General features: G+C 70.7%; 15 protein-coding genes and 1 riboswitch. Of the genes, 5 read left to right on the top strand and 10 right to left on the bottom strand.

The annotated features are described in order from the left end of the window. Positions 1-6 precede the first annotated feature (6 nt). Entirely contained in the window at positions 7-1,971 is a 1,965-nt protein-coding gene (locus JLI01S_RS14295) for an acyltransferase family protein (protein WP_068265811.1), read from the top strand. 3 nt (positions 1,972-1,974) lie between these two features. Here the strand turns inward: JLI01S_RS14295 and JLI01S_RS14290 are convergent, their stop codons facing one another. Continuing rightward, complete coding sequence (locus JLI01S_RS14290) at positions 1,975-3,984, bottom strand: acyltransferase family protein (protein WP_068265809.1); 2,010 nt, start codon at positions 3,982-3,984, stop codon at positions 1,975-1,977. 93 nt (positions 3,985-4,077) lie between these two features. Here JLI01S_RS14290 and pdxH point away from each other — a divergent pair, with 93 nt between their 5' ends. Next, positions 4,078-4,782 carry a pyridoxamine 5'-phosphate oxidase gene (gene pdxH / locus JLI01S_RS14285; protein WP_068265807.1) on the top strand — a complete coding sequence of 235 codons (705 nt, stop codon included), beginning with the start codon at positions 4,078-4,080 and terminating at the stop codon, positions 4,780-4,782. A gap of 541 nt (positions 4,783-5,323) precedes the next feature. On the opposite strand, the gene JLI01S_RS14280 is transcribed toward pdxH, so the two are convergent. Genes JLI01S_RS14280 through JLI01S_RS14270 form a run of 3 tightly spaced genes read right to left on the bottom strand, consistent with a single transcriptional unit; the run spans position 5,324 to position 8,142 of the window. After that, positions 5,324-6,622 (bottom strand): hydroxyacid-oxoacid transhydrogenase, encoded by a 1,299-nt coding sequence (locus JLI01S_RS14280; protein ID WP_068265802.1) that lies wholly within the window; start codon positions 6,620-6,622, stop codon positions 5,324-5,326. Positions 6,623-6,634: 12 nt separating this feature from the next. Beyond that, positions 6,635-7,372, bottom strand: coding sequence for an SDR family NAD(P)-dependent oxidoreductase (locus tag JLI01S_RS14275; RefSeq protein ID WP_068265800.1), 738 nt, complete (start codon positions 7,370-7,372; stop codon positions 6,635-6,637). Beyond that, the gene (locus JLI01S_RS14270) at positions 7,369-8,142 is read right to left on the bottom strand and encodes a hypothetical protein (protein ID WP_157074977.1); all 774 of its coding nucleotides are present in this window, start codon (positions 8,140-8,142) and stop codon (positions 7,369-7,371) included. Before JLI01S_RS14270 ends, JLI01S_RS14275 begins: the two co-directional genes overlap by 4 nt. Positions 8,143-8,183: 41 nt before the next feature. Between JLI01S_RS14270 and JLI01S_RS14265 the strand changes: the two genes are divergently transcribed. From JLI01S_RS14265 to JLI01S_RS14255, 3 genes are all read left to right on the top strand, one after another. Then, positions 8,184-9,380, top strand: a complete 1,197-nt coding sequence (locus JLI01S_RS14265; protein WP_068265797.1) for an MFS transporter — start codon at positions 8,184-8,186, stop codon at positions 9,378-9,380. A gap of 43 nt (positions 9,381-9,423) precedes the next feature. Next, positions 9,424-10,134: an iron-dependent transcriptional repressor DtxR gene (locus JLI01S_RS14260; RefSeq protein ID WP_068265795.1), complete on the top strand. Its 711-nt coding sequence runs from the start codon at positions 9,424-9,426 to the stop codon at positions 10,132-10,134. 118 nt (positions 10,135-10,252) lie between these two features. Further along, positions 10,253-10,430: riboswitch (cyclic di-AMP (ydaO/yuaA leader) on the top strand. 4 nt (positions 10,431-10,434) lie between these two features. Beyond that, a complete protein-coding gene (locus tag JLI01S_RS14255) occupies positions 10,435-11,298 on the top strand; it encodes a C40 family peptidase (protein WP_157074976.1) in 864 nt (287 codons plus the stop codon). Positions 11,299-11,385: 87 nt separating this feature from the next. Here the strand turns inward: JLI01S_RS14255 and mnhG are convergent, their stop codons facing one another. Genes mnhG through JLI01S_RS14225 form a run of 6 tightly spaced genes read right to left on the bottom strand, consistent with a single transcriptional unit; the run spans position 11,386 to position 17,482 of the window. Further along, a complete protein-coding gene (gene mnhG, locus JLI01S_RS14250) occupies positions 11,386-11,757 on the bottom strand; it encodes a monovalent cation/H(+) antiporter subunit G (protein WP_068265791.1) in 372 nt (123 codons plus the stop codon). Further along, positions 11,754-12,020, bottom strand: a complete 267-nt coding sequence (locus tag JLI01S_RS14245) for an MrpF/PhaF family protein (RefSeq protein WP_068265789.1) — start codon at positions 12,018-12,020, stop codon at positions 11,754-11,756. The genes mnhG and JLI01S_RS14245 overlap by 4 nt, the downstream gene beginning before the upstream one ends. Then, complete coding sequence (locus JLI01S_RS14240; protein WP_068265787.1) at positions 12,017-12,595, bottom strand: Na+/H+ antiporter subunit E; 579 nt, start codon at positions 12,593-12,595, stop codon at positions 12,017-12,019. Before JLI01S_RS14240 ends, JLI01S_RS14245 begins: the two co-directional genes overlap by 4 nt. Further along, positions 12,595-14,226, bottom strand: a complete 1,632-nt coding sequence (locus JLI01S_RS14235) for a Na+/H+ antiporter subunit D (RefSeq protein WP_218005523.1) — start codon at positions 14,224-14,226, stop codon at positions 12,595-12,597. Before JLI01S_RS14235 ends, JLI01S_RS14240 begins: the two co-directional genes overlap by 1 nt. Next, positions 14,223-14,666: a Na(+)/H(+) antiporter subunit C gene (locus JLI01S_RS14230; protein ID WP_068265785.1), complete on the bottom strand. Its 444-nt coding sequence runs from the start codon at positions 14,664-14,666 to the stop codon at positions 14,223-14,225. Before JLI01S_RS14230 ends, JLI01S_RS14235 begins: the two co-directional genes overlap by 4 nt. After that, positions 14,663-17,482 (bottom strand): Na+/H+ antiporter subunit A, encoded by a 2,820-nt coding sequence (locus JLI01S_RS14225; protein ID WP_068265783.1) that lies wholly within the window; start codon positions 17,480-17,482, stop codon positions 14,663-14,665. Before JLI01S_RS14225 ends, JLI01S_RS14230 begins: the two co-directional genes overlap by 4 nt. Positions 17,483-17,858: the final 376 nt, after the last annotated feature.

Here is a 17,858-nt window from a genome sequence, read left to right as displayed (position 1 = left end):
ACCACGGTGGCGAGATCGGGGAAGGGCTACAGCCCTGCGCTGGACGGACTCCGCGGCGTCTTCATCCTCCTGTTCATCGGCTACCACTTCGGGCTGACCCAGCTCGACGGCATGTGGGTGACGATCAACCTCTTCTTCGTGCTGTCCGGGTTCCTCATCGTCCGGCTCCTCACGGCGGAGCAGTCCCGACACGGCTCGATCGACGTCTGGGACTTCTACAAGCGGCGCATCCGTCGTCTCGTGCCCGCCCTGCTCGCCATGCTGGTCGCGGTCATGGCCTGGGGTGCGCTCGCCGCCCCGGAGGGCGTGCGCCGCAAGCTCGGCGGCGACGTGCTGGCCACCCTCGGCTATGTCATGAACTGGCGCCTCATCGAGCAGGGCGACCAGTACTTCGGGACGGCCGGAGGGGCATCCCCCCTTCGCCACGCCTGGACGCTGGCGATCGAGGAGCAGTTCTATGTGCTGGCTCCGCTCGTCCTGATCGCCCTGTACGTCCTCTTCCGCAACCGCCGGATCTCCATCGCGGTCCTGCTGGTCGGTGCGGTGCTCTCCGCCGTGTGGACCGCATACCTGGGCTTCCACGACCAGTCGGACTACCCGCGTCTCTACTACGGCACCGACACCCGGGCCCAGGCCCTCTTCATCGGCGCCGCGATCGGCGTGCTGCGTGCTCCCAAGGGCAAGGGGCGTCCACCCGCCGACCTGCCGATGCCGATCATCTGGGCAGGTGGGCTCGTCGGGCTCGTCTCCTCGCTCATCTGCTTCGTGATCATCACGCCGTACACCGGGTGGATGTTCAACCAGGGCGGCATGCTCGCCTTCGGCATCGGCAGTGCGCTGCTCGTGCTCGCCTGCGCCGACCCCCGCCCCAACCCGACGCGCGAGCTCTTCGCCTGGCAGCCGCTGGCCTTCGTCGGTGAGCGCACCTATGGCCTCTACCTGTGGCACTGGCCCATCTACCTGGCGCTCGCCGAGACCTCGATCGCCGACAATGCGGTGGCGATCTTCGTCGCGAGCATGCTGCTGACGGTCGCGATCGCCCACGTCTCCTACACCTACCTCGAGCAGCCGATCATCCAGCACGGCATCCGCGGGATCCTGCCGAGCACCCGCGAGACGGTGCTGGCCTCGGCGCTCCCGGTCGCCCTCGTGGCGGTCCTCGCCGTGGGACTGGTGCAGACGGCGCCGGAGGCGGAGCGAGCCACCCCCACCACGGCGGTCGTCGACCTGCCCGATGTCGTCGACGGGCAGCCGGCCTACGCGCAGGGCGCACCGGAGCGCATCGGCGTGCTGGGCGACTCGGTCCCGTACTTCCTCGCCGAGAGGTTTCCCCCGGCGCAATTCCCGGGGGTCACGGTCGACAACCACGCGCGAGAGGGCTGTGACCTGCTCGACGAACCGATCAGCTGGGCCCCGGGGCTGTCGAAGAAGACGGAGCCCTGGTGCGTCACGCAGAAGAAGCAGTGGACCGCTGACTTCGCCAACGCCGACGACGAGGTCCTCCTCCTCTTCGCCTCGCCCCTGGTCGGTCTGCCGCACCTCGTCGACGGCGAGCGACTCTGGCTCGATGATGAGCGCTTCCGCACGGTCATCACCCAGCGCTTCGAGACGGTGTACGACCAGGCGATGAAGGCGGGCGCCACACAGGTGCAGATCGTCAACGTGCCCTGCCGGCTCCCCCCGGACGACATCCCAGACGAGGTCCGGGCGGTCCTGGAGGCCGAGCCGGAGATGCTCGCCGAGTACAAGGACCCGGAGATCCTCAACGGCCTCGTCAAGGACTGGGCCGAGCAGCACCCTGATGACGTGCGCGTCGTCGACCTCGATGGCGCCCTCTGCTCCGACGGATACCCGGAGACGCTGCACGGCGTGCAGGTGTACAACGACTTCCTGCACTTCTCGCCCGAGGTGACGCCGATGCTGTGGAAGTGGCTGCTCGGGCAGGTCAGCACCAACTACGCCGACCGCTGAGGCTCACGCGTCCCGGAAGGCCCATCCGGTGAGGATCTCGGGCGCCAGCCAGGTCCACACCAGCTGGGCGCCCTGCCGGGAGAAGTGCACCCGGTCGGCGTAGACCTGCGCACCGTGGATGGTGTCGCGGTACCCCTGCGAGCACAGTGCCGAGTTGAGGTCGAGGACCGCGACGGAGACCGGTCCGTGCTGCTCCTGGACCTGCTTGGCCCAGCTGCTCACGACGGCATTGGTGGAGGAGGGGTCGATCGTGATCGCTCCGACCTCTTCGCCGTCGCGGACGGTGGCGGGGTCGTCGTGGCAGGCCGCGTTGATCAGCTGCAGCTGGCGGGCGCCGGCCTGCTCGGTCTGGGCGAGGAGCGCGTCGAGGGCGCGACGCACCTGCGTGTCGTGCGCCGTGCTGCCGGGCTCGACGGTGCGGCCGTCGACGACGATCGGCTGGGTCAGGGCGGTCTCGATGGGAGAGAGCACGATCTGGGCGCCTGACCCGCGGACCTCGTGCGGCCACCGCTCACGCCAGGCGGCGCACGTCGAGTCCTCCTCGACCTCGCCCCCGCCCATGAACTTGAAGGTGATCGGCACCGGGTTGCAGGAGCCCCGGCGGGTGTAGCCGTTGACATCCAGCCCCGGGTACTCGCGCCCGCGGAACCCGTCGCGGACGGACTGGGCGATCGAGCTGCCGACGACAGCGACCTGAAGGTCCTGGGACGGCTGGTGGTACTGGGCGGCGGCCTTGAGCGGGGTCCCGTCCCAGTCACCGTCGATGAGCGGAGACCAGACGGTGCTCAGGGCGAGAGCGGCGGCGGCGAGAGCCGCGATGACGCCGGGCGCCACCCACTGCCGGACCCGCCGGTCGAGGCCGCGGGGCACGAGGGCGCGGAAGCCCCCGATCATCACGGGCAGCTCGATGAGCCGATAGGACAGGACCGCGCAGATCCACGCCAGGACGAGCTTGATGACGATCGCCAGGACCATGGGCAGGCCGTCCATCGGCAGCCAGATCGTGATCGGCCAGTGGAAGAGGTAGAGCCCGTAGGAGATCTGACCGAGGTGCACCAGGGGGGACCAGCCCATGACGCGGTTGATCCGCAGGGGCCGGGCGTCGAGCGCCGAGGCGCCCATGCACGCGGCCATCACGGCGAAGATGACCATGCCGCCGCGCTCGAAGATCCACCGCCCGGTCTCGTCGAGGACGAAGAAGGCGGAGATCGACAGCAGGGTGCCACCCCAGCCGATCGCCTCGGCGGTGGCCCTGGGCAGGCGGGGGCCCCGTCCTCGGCGGTCGGGCGTCATGAGCATCGCGACGGCGACCCCCACGAGGATGGCCTGGGCGCGCACGTCGGTGCCGTAGTAGAGGCGTGAGCCGGTGGCGCCGTCCCCGGCGAGGTGCGCGGTCCAGACCGCGGAGAGGGCGGCCAGCCCGAGGACGATCGCGGTCCGGGCCCACCGGCCGCGCACGAGCAGCACGATGGCGACGAGGAAGGGCGCGAGGAGGTAGAACTGCTCCTCCACGCCGAGGGTCCACACGTGCCGCAGCGGGCTGGGCTCGACGAGGACGTCGAAGTACTGGTCATCACGGGAGACCAGCCGCCAGTTCTGCCAGAAGGTGATCGTGGCGAAGGCGTCCCCGGCCGTCTGCGGGCGGTCGCCGGAGTCGACCAGCAGGGTGTGGGTGAGGACCGCGACGACGAGCAGCACCATCGCGGGCACGATCCGTCGGGCGCGACGCAGGTAGAACCGCACAGCGTCGATCCGGCCGTGGCGCTGCCACTCCTTGATCAGGATGCCGCCGATGAGGAAGCCGGAGAAGGTGAAGAAGTGGTTGATGCCCACCCAGCCGCCCGCCAGCTCGGTGACCCCGAAGTGGTACAGCATGACGAGGATGATGAAGAGCCCGCGATACCCGTCGATGGCCGGCCGGTAGGAGGCCCCCATCTGGTCCAGGTCGGTGCTGACGAGGTCGCGCCACGTGGTGCGCTGACGGCGGGCACGCCGTGGAGCGGCAGGGCGCATGCGGACTCCAGGGAGGGGACGGGCGGGTTCGATGGTCCCGGGCAGGCTACCGGCCGGTCGGGTCTGCCGGGGCGACGGTCGTAGTGTGGCGCCATGAGCGCCTCGCCGGACGGGATCATCCCCCGCACGCCCCCGCGACCCGACCACGTGGACTACGCCGGGGAGGGGTTGGACGAAGGGGAGGTGCCGGGCGTTCCCTTCGCCCTGATCTCCTCGTGGGTCGACACCGCGAGGGCCCGTCAGGTCGAGCGGGGTGACGTGCCCGAGCCGCTGTCCTTCGCGGTCGCGACCGTCGACGCCGATGGCCGGCCCGATGTCCGCACGGTGCTCATGCGTTTCCTCGATCCGGTGGGGCCGGGCTTTGTCACCAGTCTCGAGTCGGCCAAGAGCCGGCAGTTGGAGGCGACGCCCTTCGTCGCGGCGACGCTCACGTGGCCCGCGATGTTTCGCGCCATCCGCTTCCGAGGCCGCGCCGAGCGGATCGACCCCGAGCAGCTCGACACCTATTTCGCCGGCCGCCCGCGAGGCTCACAGCTGAGTGCCTGGGTCTCCCACCAGTCCCAGCCGGTCGAGGGTCGGGAGCCGCTTGAGCACGCATGGGCTGGGGTCGAGGCGCGCTTCGAGGGGCAGGACGTGCCGCGCCCCGCCGACTGGGGCGGCTGGCGCATCGCCGTCGACGAGCTCGAGGCCTGGGCCGGCCGCAGCGACCGCCTGCACGACCGCTTCCGCTGGACGAGGGTGGGCGAAGGGGGCCTCGACGTGGCCGGTGCGTGGCGGGTGCAGCGGTTGCAGCCCTGACAGGTCGCCGTTGGCGAACGGACGTGGGCAAGCCCGAGCGAATGCCGCGTACTCGAACTCTGCGCTTCCGGGCGCGCGCTTTGATCCGACCCTGCGCAAGCTGTGTGGGGATGCTCCGAACTGGTGCGGGACCCACACCACGGCGCCGGCCTTGCCGAGCGTGACCCGTCGGCGATCGCCGTCTTCGATGCGCGTGTGGCGGCGGCAGAGGCAGCCCTCTGACTGAGGTCAGCTGGCGGCGAGTGCTCTTGCTGGTTCCTGGACTCGAACTAACCAGGGTGCGCTTCGTGCGCTTCCGAGGGAGGCGCTATCCGGCCAATGTAGTTGCTCATTCCCCTCAGTCGAGCACCTCGATGATCTGGAGGCGCTCACGGAGAATGAGGGCAAGTCTCGGGTCCACTTTGTGGGGTCCGACTCAATGTCGGTGGATCACGGGGCCGCCCTTCGTTGAGACCCTGCGTTTCGGATCCGGTTCTTGGCCGTGAGGCGTCCGCACTTCTGGCCAAGTGATCCAAGCAAAGAGGGGTCTGGCCATCTGCCGTCACCAGTGGTGCATGGAGGCCCGGATGACGCCGGCGATGTCCTCCTCGGTGACCTCGCGCGGGGCGGTGGCGAGCAGCCGCTGCTGCTGCATGGTGCCGGAGACGATCCCGTCGACGTCCGCGTCGGTGTAACCGATCTCGGCCAGGCCTGAGGGCTGGCCGATGTCGCGCATGAGCCGGCGCAGTACCGCGGACAGGCGATCCGGCTCGGGGACAGCGGCGTCCAGGCCCTGCGGGTCGAGCCAGGCCGCGGCGGACAGATGACGCTGCGGGTTGGCCTCGAAGGTCATCGCGAAGGCCGCGGGCGCGGTCGAGGCGACGGCCATCCCGTGGGGGACCATCGCCTCGCTCGCGCCGTAGCCGTCGGGCCGGAAGTCGGACCCAAGGTCGTGCACGCGCCCGGCGACGGGGTAGGCGTTGGCGTGCGGGACGTGGACCCCCGCGTTGCCGAAGCCCATCCCGGCGAAGGTCGCCGCGAGCGCCATGTCGGTCCGGGCGTCCTCGTCACCGGCGACGGCACTGCGGAAGGCGCCGGCCAACAGGCGCATCGCCCGCTCGGAGTACATGTCGGCGATCGGGTTGGCCCCGCAGTAGGGGACCCGTTGCTCCGGCGTCTTGTGCTCATAGCTCGTGTACGGCCGCGCGGTCCAGGACTCGAGGGCGTGACAGAGGATGTCCATGCCCGCCGCGGCGGTGACGCCGGGAGGCTGGGTCGCGGTCAGGTCGGGGTCCACGACGGCGAGCACGGGGCGCAGCCGCTCGTGGCTGATCCCGGTCTTGACCTTGGCCGCGAGCACGTCGAGGACGCAGATGGTCGTGGACTCGCTGCCGGTGCCCGTGGTCGTGGGCACGGCGATCACCGGAAGGACCGGGTGCTGCGGCGCTCGGCCGCCCCCGACCGGCGCGTTGACGTAGTCCATGAGCTCCCCGGCGTTGCTCAGCAGCAGGGAGACGGCCTTGGCGGTGTCGATGCTCGACCCACCACCCACGGCGACGACGGCGTCGACGGGGGCCACCCCCTTCGCCCGCTCCACGGCCGTGGCCAGCGACGCATCGCTCGGCTCCACCGCGGCGGAGTCGTGGACCTCGACGCGCAGGCCGGCGGACCGCAGTGCCTGCGCGACGCGCTCGGGGTGACCGGTCGTGACCAGCTGTGGATCGGTGATCACCAGGACACTGCGGGCGCCGAGCGCCGCGACATCATGGCCGATCTCGGCGATGGCCCCAGGGCCGAACTTCAGCTTGGGTGCCGAGTAGGTGAAGACCGACTCGGGAACCTCCGGTGACGAGAGCTGCATCTGCGTTCCTTCCTATTCCCTGTGGACCTTGTGGGCGGCGGCCTGCGCGCGTGGCTTGATGACGAGCAGGTCGACGTTGACGTGCGGTGGTCGGGTGGCCATCCACGTGATGGCGTCGGCGATGTCGTCGGCGACGAGCGGCTCGGCGACGCCGGCGTAGACCTTGTCCGCGCGCTCGGCATCGCCCTTGAAGCGGGTGAGGGAGAAGCCCTCGGTGTGCACCATCCCGGGGGCGATCTCGGTGATCCGCACCGGCTGGTCGACGAGCTCCAGGCGCATCGTCTCGGTCATCGTCGCCAGGGCGTGCTTGGCCGCGGTGTAGCCGGCGCCGCCCTCGTAGGAGGTGCGCCCCGCGGTGGAGCCGACGTTGACGATGATCCCCTCCGCCGCCACGAGCGAAGGGAGGAGGGCCTGCGTCACGCGCAGGGTCCCGATGACATTGACCTCGTACATGCTGCGCCAGTCGTCGACGTCACCGGTGGCGACGGGGTCCTGGCCGTAGGCACCGCCGGCGTTGTTGACCAGCACGGCGAGCCGACCGCCGACCTCGGCCGTCAGCGCGGCGACGGAGTCGGCGTCGGTGACATCGCAGGTGACCGCCCGCCCGTCGATCTCGGCAGCGAGGTCGGCGATGCGGTCGGTGCGGCGCGCAGCGCAGATGACCTCGTGGCCGGCGGCGGCGAGGGCACGGGCAGTGGCGGCGCCGATACCGGAGCTGGCTCCGGTGACGAGGGCGAGTGGTCGGGTCATGCGATCTCCTGAGGTCGGGCGGAGGGAGCGGTGCCGGGGATGGCGTCGCGGCCGACGGCGATCCAGGTCGCGGCGGCGCTGGCGAGGACGCGGTCGCCGTCGAGGAGGGCGGTGCCGGAGTACCGCTTGCGGCCCTCTCGCCCCATCTCCCACGCGAGGACGACCAGCTCGCGCCCGAGCGGGGCCTCCGCGTGGACCGTCGAGGTGAAGGTGCCGAGCAGCAGGGCCTCCTCGCCGAAGCCGACGGTGAAGGCGCCGGGGCAGTCGAGCGCAGCGAGGACGGAGGGGAGTCCTTCCTCGGAGAGGGTCACGGGCGCGGCGAGGACGTCGCCGCGGCCGGTGACGGGGCTGGCGTAGACGTGCAGCCCCTCCTCCGCCTCGGGCCCGCAGACGAAGCAGCCGGGATACGGGTGGCCCGCCGCGTCGAAGCGTGCGGAGGCGGCGCGGGCCTCCTCGAGCGAGACCGGCGGGGGGATGGCCAGACCCGGGTCAGTCGTCCGCCGGGCGGTGCCGAGCAGGGTGTCCCCGTCGAGGAGGTGGACTGACAGGTCGCCTCCGTCGGCGACCGATCCGTCGACCTCCCACCGCAGCGGACGCTCGAGCGGTGTCGGCGCGCTGAGGCGTACCGTCGCCGAGGTCAGGTCCCCCTCGGCGGGGACCAGGTCGTCGAGCCGCTCGGTGAGCAGCCCGCAGACCCAGCCGCCATTGCCGCATCCGGGAGGTCCGGCACGGAGCGGGGACACGGTCAAGGTCTCAGGTGTGGTGCGCACCACCCCAACCTAGCGATGCGCTCGCAGGGGAGGATGAGGGGATGGGCTCGGGCGAGGACTTCGGCTGGCGGAGCATCTTGGTCCCCGCCTACGGTCCGACCCTGCTGTCGGCGTCCGCCGCCGGGGCCGTGGTGCCGATCGCCGCCCTGCGTGCCGACGAGCTGGGCGCGAGCCTGGGCATGGCGGCCTTCGTCGTCGCACTCACCGGGGTCGGGCAGCTCCTCGGTGTCCTGCCCGCCGGGGCCCTCGTGGCGCGCATCGGCGAGCGCTCCACCCTGATCCGCGCGGGCCTGCTCGACGTCGCCGCGCTCGCCGTGGCCGGGTGGGCTCCCTCGCTGTGGCTGATGGGTCTGGCGCTGCTCGTGAGTGGTCTGGCCACGTCGGCCTTCTTCCTCGCCCGTCAGGGCTACATGATCGACGTGCTGCCGCACCGCCTGCTCGCGCGCGGCATGTCCCTGCTGGGTGGCGCCATGCGTGCCGGCCTGCTCCTCGGGCCGGTCGTCGGCGCGCTGGCCATCGCCCCCTTCGGCCTGCAGGGTGCCTACGGCGTGGCCGCGCTCCTCGCGCTCGGGTCGGCCCTCACGGTGCTCACCGCACCCGATCTCACGGCCGACCACGAGCGGGCCCGGGCAGGGCAACCGCGCGCGGGGATCTTCCGCGTGATCCGCCGTCATGCGCGCCTCCTGCTCACCCAAGGGGTCGGGGTCACGGTGATCTCGGCCCTGCGCTCCGCCCGCCTGGCGATCCTGCCGCTGTGGGCGCTGCACATCGGTCTCGACGGCGTCGACTCCTCCCAGATCTTCGCCGCTGCCGGTGTCGCTGAGCTCTTCCTGGTCTACCCGGGCGGCTGGATCATGGACCGGCTCGGTCGGGTGTGGGTCGTGGCGGCTCTCCTGGTGATCGTGTCCGGGTCCTTCCTCGCGCTGCCGCTGGCCGGTACGAAGGGGGAGCTGCTGGCCGTCGCCCTCGTCATGGCGCTGGGCAACGGGCTGGGCTCCGGCATCGTGATGACGCTCGGGGCCGACGCCGCGCCGTCCGTGGACCGAGCGCAGTTCCTCGGCGCCTGGCGCCTCACGGGAGAGGCTGGTCACGCCTCCGGGACGCTGGGCCTGAGCGCCGTCACGGCGGTGGCGTCGTTGCCCGTGGCTGCGGTGGCGCTCGGTTGCCTCGGCCTGGGCGGGCTGGCGTGGACGAGCGTGTGGATGGCCCGGGCGGACTCAGAGCGCCGCACGCGCTGACGGCGGCTCCCCGGTCGGGGCGGGGCAAGGCATGATGGGGCCTGTGAAGGACCTCATCGACACCACCGAGATGTACCTCCGCACGATCTTCGAGCTCGAGGAGGAGGACATCCCTCCGATGCGAGCTCGGATCGCGGAGCGGCTCGGTCACTCCGGCCCCACCGTCTCGCAGACGATCGCGCGCATGGAGCGCGACGGTCTCGTCAGCCTCGGCGAGGACCGCCGCCTCGTGCTCTCCGACGAGGGACGGCTGCTGGCCACCCGGGTCATGCGCAAGCACCGCCTGGCCGAGCGCCTGCTCGCGGACGTCATCGGTCTGGAGTGGGAGCACGTCCACGAGGAGGCCTGTCGCTGGGAGCACGTGATGAGTGAGCGGGTCGAGCGCAAGATCCTCGCGATGCTCCCCGAGCACCGCGAGTCCCCGTACGGCACGCCGATCCCGGGGTTGGACGAGCTGCTCTCGAGCGAGCAGGCCGCGTCCGACTATCTCGAGGGGCTCAAGAGCCTGACGGATGTCATCGCGGAGGGCCTGCAGGGCGAGTTCCGGGTGCGCCGCATCGGGGAGACCGCCCAGGTCGACCACGAGGCGCTCGCGCTGCTCACCGAGGCGCGGCTGCGCCCCGGCGAGGTCGTGCACGTCACGCCCGAGGGCGACCGGGTCGTCGTCGCACGGGTCGGCGCGCAGTCCGGCGACGCGGTGTCACTGCCCCGTGACGTGGCCGAGCACGTCTTCGTCGAGGCCATCTCGTCCTGAGGTTCGTGACCCGCCGTGACCTCAGCGTGACATTGCCGTGATCTCCGGGTACGGTCTGGTGGTCCGCCTCCCCTGGGTGGACCCGTCACGCGGACGCTGAGTCCTGCCACCGCACCTGACGGATGTACGACACCGCATGGCAGGAGCGGGGGACCCAATCATTGGGGCATCGCGGATGCTCCTTGGGGTGAAGTCCTTCAGGCGCACGGATCGCTAGGTCGATCTGGCGCCTTGGGACCGGGCCATACCTCTGGCCCGAACCCGACAGCTCACCCCGCAAGCTGGATAGAGGTCAACACCTTGTCTCACAACGTCGGGCGCCACCGCGCCGCTGGTCGCTACAACCCCATGGCCGAGCTCGGTCAGATCGTCACCCAGGCAGGCGCACCGCTCGCCAAGGGCTCGGCCGTCGTCGCCGCCTCCGGTGGCCTCATCGCCGCGATCGCCATCCCCGCACAGGCCGCTGACTCCTCCGTCGAGGTCGACACCACGCCGGTCCAGGCCACGTCGCAGTCGGTCCCGGCCGTCGCGGTCACCGCACCGAGCGCCAGCCCCTCCTCCACCAAGGCCGTCACAGGCTTCGGCAAGCTCGAGGTCGAGCCCGTCGCCAAGCCGACCGGCCCCACCCCCGCCCAGCTGCGTGAGCGTGCTGAGCGCGAGCAGGCCCGCCAGGACGCCGCTGCGGCGCAGGAGCGCGAGCAGGAGCAGGCCGCTGAGGCCAGCGCGCAGCAGCCCGTCGAGCGCGAGCAGAGCAGCACCGCGAGCCGCTCGCAGGAGCGTCAGGCCCCTGCCCCGGCGGAGAAGAGCGAGCCGGCACCGGCCCCCTCGTCCAACGCCAGCGGCGTCATCGGGATCGCCAAGCAGTACATCGGCACCCCCTACGTCTACGGCGGCTCCACGCCGGCCGGCTTCGACTGCTCGGGCTTCACCCAGTACGTCTTCGCCAAGGCGGGCAAGTCCATCCCGCGCGTCACGACCGCGCAGCAGGCTGCCGCCACCCCGGTCTCCAACCCGCAGCCCGGTGACCTCGTGTTCTTCGGCTCCCCCAGCTACCACGTGGGCATCTACCTGGGCGACGGCATGATGATCGACGCCCCGAGCACGGGCAAGAGCATCAGCATCCGCCCCGTCTTCAGCGGCGTCTCCGGCTACGGCCGCGTCTGAGCGCAGCTCACCCCGTGACAAGGGGGCGAAGGGAGTCCATCTCCCTCCGCCCCCTTCGTCATGCGTGGGTCGTCGTGGTGAGCGCGGCTACGGCTGGGTGCCCTTGTCGTGCTCCATCCGCTGGTAGGCCTCGCCGAGCTCGTCGAGGTGCAGCAGGTCGTCCTCGGAGATGCCCGAGCGGTACCCGGCGCGGCCGAGGATGTGCGCTGTCACGGGGGCGGTGAGGGCCTGGGCGCCGACGACGATGAGCAGGGTCGCGACGGAGGCCCAGGTGCGCACGTTGAGGGCCAGGCCGACGAGGATCAGCAGCAGGCCGAGGGTCTGGGGCTTGGTCGCGGCGTGCATGCGGGCAAAGATGTCGGGCAGCCGCACCAGGCCGATCGCCCCCACGAGGGCGAGGACGGCCCCCAGCAGGATGCTCACCGCACCGGCCAGGTCGCAGGCTTCCTGCCAGCTCATGAGTCATCCTCCTTGCGGGCCATGAACCTGGCGACGGACACGGAGCCGACGAACCCGGTGAGGCTGAAGACGACCATGATCGGCAGGGCGCCCACATCATCGGTCCGCAGGATCTGGGTGGCGATGATGCCGGTGATGATGACGATGAGGACATCGAGGCTCAGGGCGCGGTCGAGGTTGGTCGGGCCGAGGTGGACGCGCACGAGCACCAGGGCGGCCGCGGCGAAGAGCAGGCTGAGGGCGATGGCCAGGATGATGTTCATGCGTCCTCCTGCTCAGGCAGGCCCGGGGGCCCCTGCGTGCACAGGGCGATCTCCTCGGCGGTGCCGATGGCGCGCACCACGCGGGTCTCGACGTCGAGGACGTCCTGACGCAGCTCCTCCAGGCCCTCGGCGTCGGTCACGTGGAAGCCGTGGACGTAGAGGATGCCGGCGCGGCGTCGGGCCTCGACGACGATCGAGCCGGGGACGAGCGAGACGAGCGCGGAGACGATCGTCATGTAGAACTCCGAGCGGGTGCGCATCTGCACCTCGACGATCGACCCTCCGCGCGAGGGGCGAGGGCTGAGCGTGGCGACGACGATCTGCACGGCGGCGACGACGAGGTCGAGGAGGAAACGCGCGATGAGGACGACGAGCCGCCACGGGTGGATGCGGCCGAAGTACTCGATCGACGGCAGCGGGAAGATCTGCGTGACGACGGCGCCGATGATGAGGCCGTTGACGATGTTGCCAAGCGAGATCTTGTCCCACAGCAGGACCCACACGATGGCCAGGGCGATGATCGCGCGCGGTTGCCAGCCGCCGCGGCGGCCGGGCACCTGGGTCTGGGCGTCCATCACGGCACCTCCTGCGGCAGCACGGCCGTGATGTAGGCGTCGCGGGTGATCATCTGGCGGGCCGCGGCGTCGGTGTAGGTGAAGAGCGGACCGGCGAAGAGGGACAGCCCGATGCTGAAGATGACGACGGTCGTGGCGGCGCCGAGCATGAGCGGGGGCATGGCGCGCTCGACCGGGCGCGCAGCGGCGGGCGGGGCGATCGGCGTCGCCGGGCGTTGCTGGGCGACGACGGCCCCGATGGCATCGCTGAGGCGGCCGAAGTTGGGGGTGAGGGTCGGGATCTCGAAGGTCTGGTCCGTCTCCTGGTCGGCCCTGGGCCGCCAGAAGGCGAAGCTCCACGTCTTGGCGACGGCGTAGAGGGTGAGCAGGGAGGTGACGACCGATCCGACCACGAGCGCCCAGGCGACAGCGCCCCCTTCGGCGACGCCGGCCTGGATCAGTCCCACCTTGCCGACGAAGCCGGAAAAGGGAGGGATGCCGGCGAGGTTCATCGCCGGCACGAAGAAGAGGATGGCCAGGACGGGCGAGGCCGCGGCGAGACCGCCGAGGCGGTCGATGACCGTCGACCCGCCGACGCGCTCGATGAGTCCCGAGATGAGGAAGAGCGCAGTCTGCACGGTGATGTGGTGGGCGATGTAGAAGATCGCGGAGGACAGTCCCAGCTCGGTGGCCAGCCCGATGCCGAAGAGCATGTAGCCGATGTGGCTGACGAGGGTGAAGGAGAGCATTCGCTTGATGCCCGGCTGTGCGACGGCGCCGAGGATGCCGATGAGCATCGTCAGCAGGCCCGCGATCATGATCAGGTTGTGCAGCGGGGACTCGGGGAAGAGCAGGAACTGGGTCCGCACGATCGCGTAGACCCCGACCTTGGTCAGCAGGCCGGCGAAGACGGCGGAGACCGGGACCGGCGCCGACGGGTAGCTGTCGGGCAGCCACGCGGACATCGGGAAGACGGCGGCCTTGATGCCGAAGACCGTGAGGAGCATCAGCTGCAGGGCCAGGCTGACGGTCGGGTCGATGTCCGGCAGGCGCAGCGACAGCTGGGCCATGTTGACCGTGCCGGTCGCGGCGTAGATGCCGGCGATGGCGACGAGGAAGAGGAAGGAGGAGACCATCGAGACGATCACATAGGTCGTCCCGGCGCGGATGCGCGCGCCGCTGCCCCCCAACGTGAGCAGCACGAAGGACGCGAAGAGCAGCATCTCGAAGCTGACGAAGAGGTTGAAGAGGTCGCCGGCGAGGAAGGCATTGGACACGCCTGCCGAGAGCACGAGGAAGGTCGGGAAGTAGATCGCCAGCGGCGAGTCCTCGTCGCCGTCGGCGACGCCCTGGCCGATGGCGAAGACGAGCACGACGAGGATGACGAAGCTGCTGACGAGCAACATGAGCGCGGACAGACGGTCGGCGACGAGGGCGATGCCGAGCGGCTCGGTCCAGGCGCCGAGCCACAGGACGATCGGCCCTTGCTGGTGGGTGCCCCACATCAGGGCGATGGCGACGCCGAGGCTCGCGGCGAGCACCACGAGGCTGATGGCCACCTGGGTGCGGGGTCTGCGGCGGGCGACGAGGGTGAGCGCGGCGCCGAGCAGCGGCAGCAGGACGGGAAGGGGGAGGAGGTTGGCCATCGTCATGCGGTCGCGTCCTCCTCGTCTGCGGTCGTCGTGGACTGGGTGTCCGGGTCGTAGGTGCTCGAGACCTCGTCGCGCTCGGCGAGGCGCTTGATGAGCTCGTCCTCGGCATCGTCCGGGACGTCGTCGCTCCCGGTGATCCGCCACTGGCGGTAGGCGAGGGAGAGCACGAAGGCCACGGACGCCAGCGCGATGACGATCGCGGTGAGCACCATCGCCTGGGGGAGGGGGTCGCTCATCTCCTCGGCGGGTCGTGCACCGACGAAAGGGGCTCCCTTCGCCGGTCCGGAGACGACGAGGTAGAGCGTGGCCACGCCGTTGCTCGCGAGGACGATGCCGAGGAGCAGCCGGGTCAGCGCGCGCTCGAGCAGGAGGTAGACACCGGCCGCGATGAGGAAGCCCGCGACGATGACGAGGGTGAGGCTCGGAGCGATGGCGGTCATGCGGTCACCTCGTCCTCTTCGGCCTGCTTGTCGATGCCCGAGCCGAGTGAGCGCACGACGTCCAGGGCCAGACCGATGACGATGAGGTAGACGCCGATGTCGAAGAACAGTGCGGTGACGAGCTTGACCTCGCCCCAGATCGGCAGGTCCAGGTCGACGACCGCGGATTGCAGGACGGTGCCGCCGAAGGCGAGGGGGGCGAGCGCGGCGATCGCCGAGACCGCGAGGCCGGCACCGAGGACGAAGCCGGCGCTGACCGGTGCCGCGTGGTCGAGCTCTGCGCGACCACCGGCGAGATACCGCACAAGGAGGGCCAGGCCGAGGACGAGCCCGCCGGCGAAGCCGCCGCCGACCTGGTTGTGCCCGGCGAGGAGCAGGTAGAGCGAGAGCAGGATCATCACGTGGAAGACGAGGCGGGTGGCGGTCTCGAGGATCACCGACCGACGCTCGGGAGCCACCGAGGTGATGGCTTCGCCCTGGTTGTGTCGACGGGTCCACGAGCGCTCCACGTCCTGGGTGCGCACGAAGACCAGGCTCGCGATGCCGGTGGCCGCGGCGACGAGGACGGAGATCTCGCCGAGCGTGTCCCAGGCGCGGATGTCGACGAGGGTGACGTTGACGATGTTCTTGCCGTGACCGAAGGCATAGGCCTCTTTGGGGAAGGCCCTGGAGATCGGCTCGTGGACGCGCGCATTGGCTGCGACCACGGTGATCGCGGAGACGGCCAGGCCCATGGAGCCGGCGAGGACCAGTCGCCAGGAGCGCCGCCAGGAGCGCCGCTCGGCCCGCGGCCGTCGGCGGAAGCGCTCGGGGAGCTTGCGCAGGACGAGGACGAAGAGGACGAGGCTGAAGGTCTCGACGAGGACCTGGGTGAGCGCGAGGTCCGGGGCGCCGTGCAGGAGGAAGAGCAGGGCGAGTCCGTAGCCGGTGGTGCCGACGAACATCACCGACTGCAGCCGGTTGCGCGAGCGGACCGCGAGGACGGCGCCGCAGATGACGAAGGCCGCGACGACGGCCTGCGCGAGCGAGTCCCAGAGCCGGACCTGCGAGCCGGGGAGGGCGGTGGCCGCGACCGCGCCCGGGAGGACGAGGACGACGATGAAGATCGTCGAGAGGTACGTGGGCAGCGACCCGCCCTGTGACAGGGCGGTCGTCTCGACGGCGAAGCGGTCGAGGGAGTGCATGAAGCGCTGGTAGACCCGCTCCGCGTCGACGACCGCTGGCAGGCGCTCCTGCAGGGCGGCGAAGGGGCCGCGCAGCGCGAAGAGGGCCAGGCCCGCCGCGATGGCGAGCACCGTGAGACCGAGGGCCGGCGTCAGGCCGTGCCACAACGCCAGGTGCTCGGGCTCCGCTCCCGGCAGGGTGACGGCGTAGGGGTGGAAGAGCTCGGTGAGCGGGTCCCCGAAGAACCCGGAGGCGAGCGTGGTGAGGGAGAGCAGGACCGGCGCGACCAGTAGTGCCTTGGGCGCGTGGAAGGGGGTCGGGGCCGGGGAGGTGCCGGCGGCTCCCTTCGTCATGAAGGCACCCCAGACGAAGCGCGCGGAGTAGGCGACCGTGAGCACGGACCCGACGACCAGACCGGCGACGGTGAGCCAGCCGGTCGTCGTCGTGAGCGGGCCGTGGGCGGACTCGATGGCCGCGGTGAGCGCGGACTCCTTGGCGACGAAGCCGACGAGCGGCGGCAGGCCGGCCATGGATGCCGCGGAGAGGGTCGCGGCGACGGCCAGGAGCGGTGCGCTGCGGGCGACACCGTGCAGCTGGGTCAGGTCGCGGGTGCCGGTCCCTTTGTCGATGATGCCGACGGCGAAGAAGAGCACCGACTTGAAGAGCGCGTGCGAGAACACGAGTGCCAGCGCCGCCAGCCCAGCGGACTTGGACCCGATGCCCGCGAGCACGGTCATGAAGCCGAGCTGGCTCACGGTGCCGTAGGCGAGGAGCAGCTTGATGTCGTCCTGCCGCAGGGCCCGCCAGCCGCCGAGGATCATCGTCCACAGGCCGAGGACGAGCAGGACTGGGCGCCACCCGGGGACGTCGGCGAAGATCGGCTCCAGCAGCAGGATGAGGTAGATGCCGGCCTTGACCATCGACGCGGCGTGCAGGTAGGCGCTCACCGGGGTGGGGGCGGCCATCGCGCCGGGCAGCCAGAAGTGGAAGGGGACCTGGGCCGACTTGGTCAGGGCTCCGACGAGCACGAGCAGGACGGCGACATTGGTCAGGGTCCCGGCGGGTGGCGGGTCGGCGAGCATCTCGCTGATCGTGTAGCTCGAGGTCTCACCGAGGACGACCGTGCCGACCAGCATCGCGAGCCCGCCGAAGGTCGTGACGAGCAGGGCCTGCGTCGCCGAGCGACGGTTGGCCGAGCGCACCGGGTTGTGCCCGATCAGCGTGTAGGAGAAGACGGTCGTCAGCTCCCAGAAGACGTACAGCGCCATGAGGTTGTCGGCGAGGACGAGGCCGAGCATCGCTCCGGCGAAGGCCGTGAAGACGCCCGTGAAGCGCCACAGGCTCGGGTCGTCGGGCTTGAAGTACCAGGCGCAGTAGACGAGCGCGAGGGCGCCGACGCCGCTGACGAGCAGGCCGAGGAGCCACTGGAGCGTCCCGAGCCGCAGGTCGAAGTCCATCCCGAGCTGCGGCACCCAGCTGATCTGCTCGACGACGGCGTGACCGTCGGTGACGCGGCTGGTCTGCGCAAGAAGCCAGGCGAAGGTGACGGCCGGCACGAGCGCGAGGACGAGGAAGGAGCGCCGATTGAGGAGCTTGGCGAGTCCGGGCGCAACTGCTGCTGCCACGAAGTGGGCGAGCAGCAGCAGGGTCACGAGGGCCTCTCGAGGGGTCCGGGGACGGGTTGTCAGTTTAACGGGTCGCGGTGGGCCTCTCGTGCCCGGACCTCCGCTCCCTCCGTCGCAACTCCCCCGGGGAGATTGCGCAGCAACCGTCTCCACGCTCCCTGAGGAGGTTGCGTAGCAACCGTCTCGAAGGGGCCGAAAGTTCTCCCCAGCCACTTACCAACCTCTTGAAATGTTAGAACACATGTTCGATAATGGAGGCAGCGAAGGGGGGCGCGATGACCGAACAGGGGACTGGCACCACGAGTGAGTTGTCGCTGCCTGCTGGTCTGGCTGCTGCGCTGGAGGCTCTGTCTGCTGCGCGCCCGGAGGGTTTGTCGGAGGCTGAGTTGCTGGAGGTTGTCTC

The sequence above is a fragment of the Janibacter limosus NBRC 16128 genome, from assembly GCF_001570985.1.
Lineage (GTDB): Bacteria > Actinomycetota > Actinomycetes > Actinomycetales > Dermatophilaceae > Janibacter > Janibacter limosus.
Note: the sequence above shows the minus strand (reverse complement) of the source record. Positions and strands in the feature narration are given on the sequence as shown.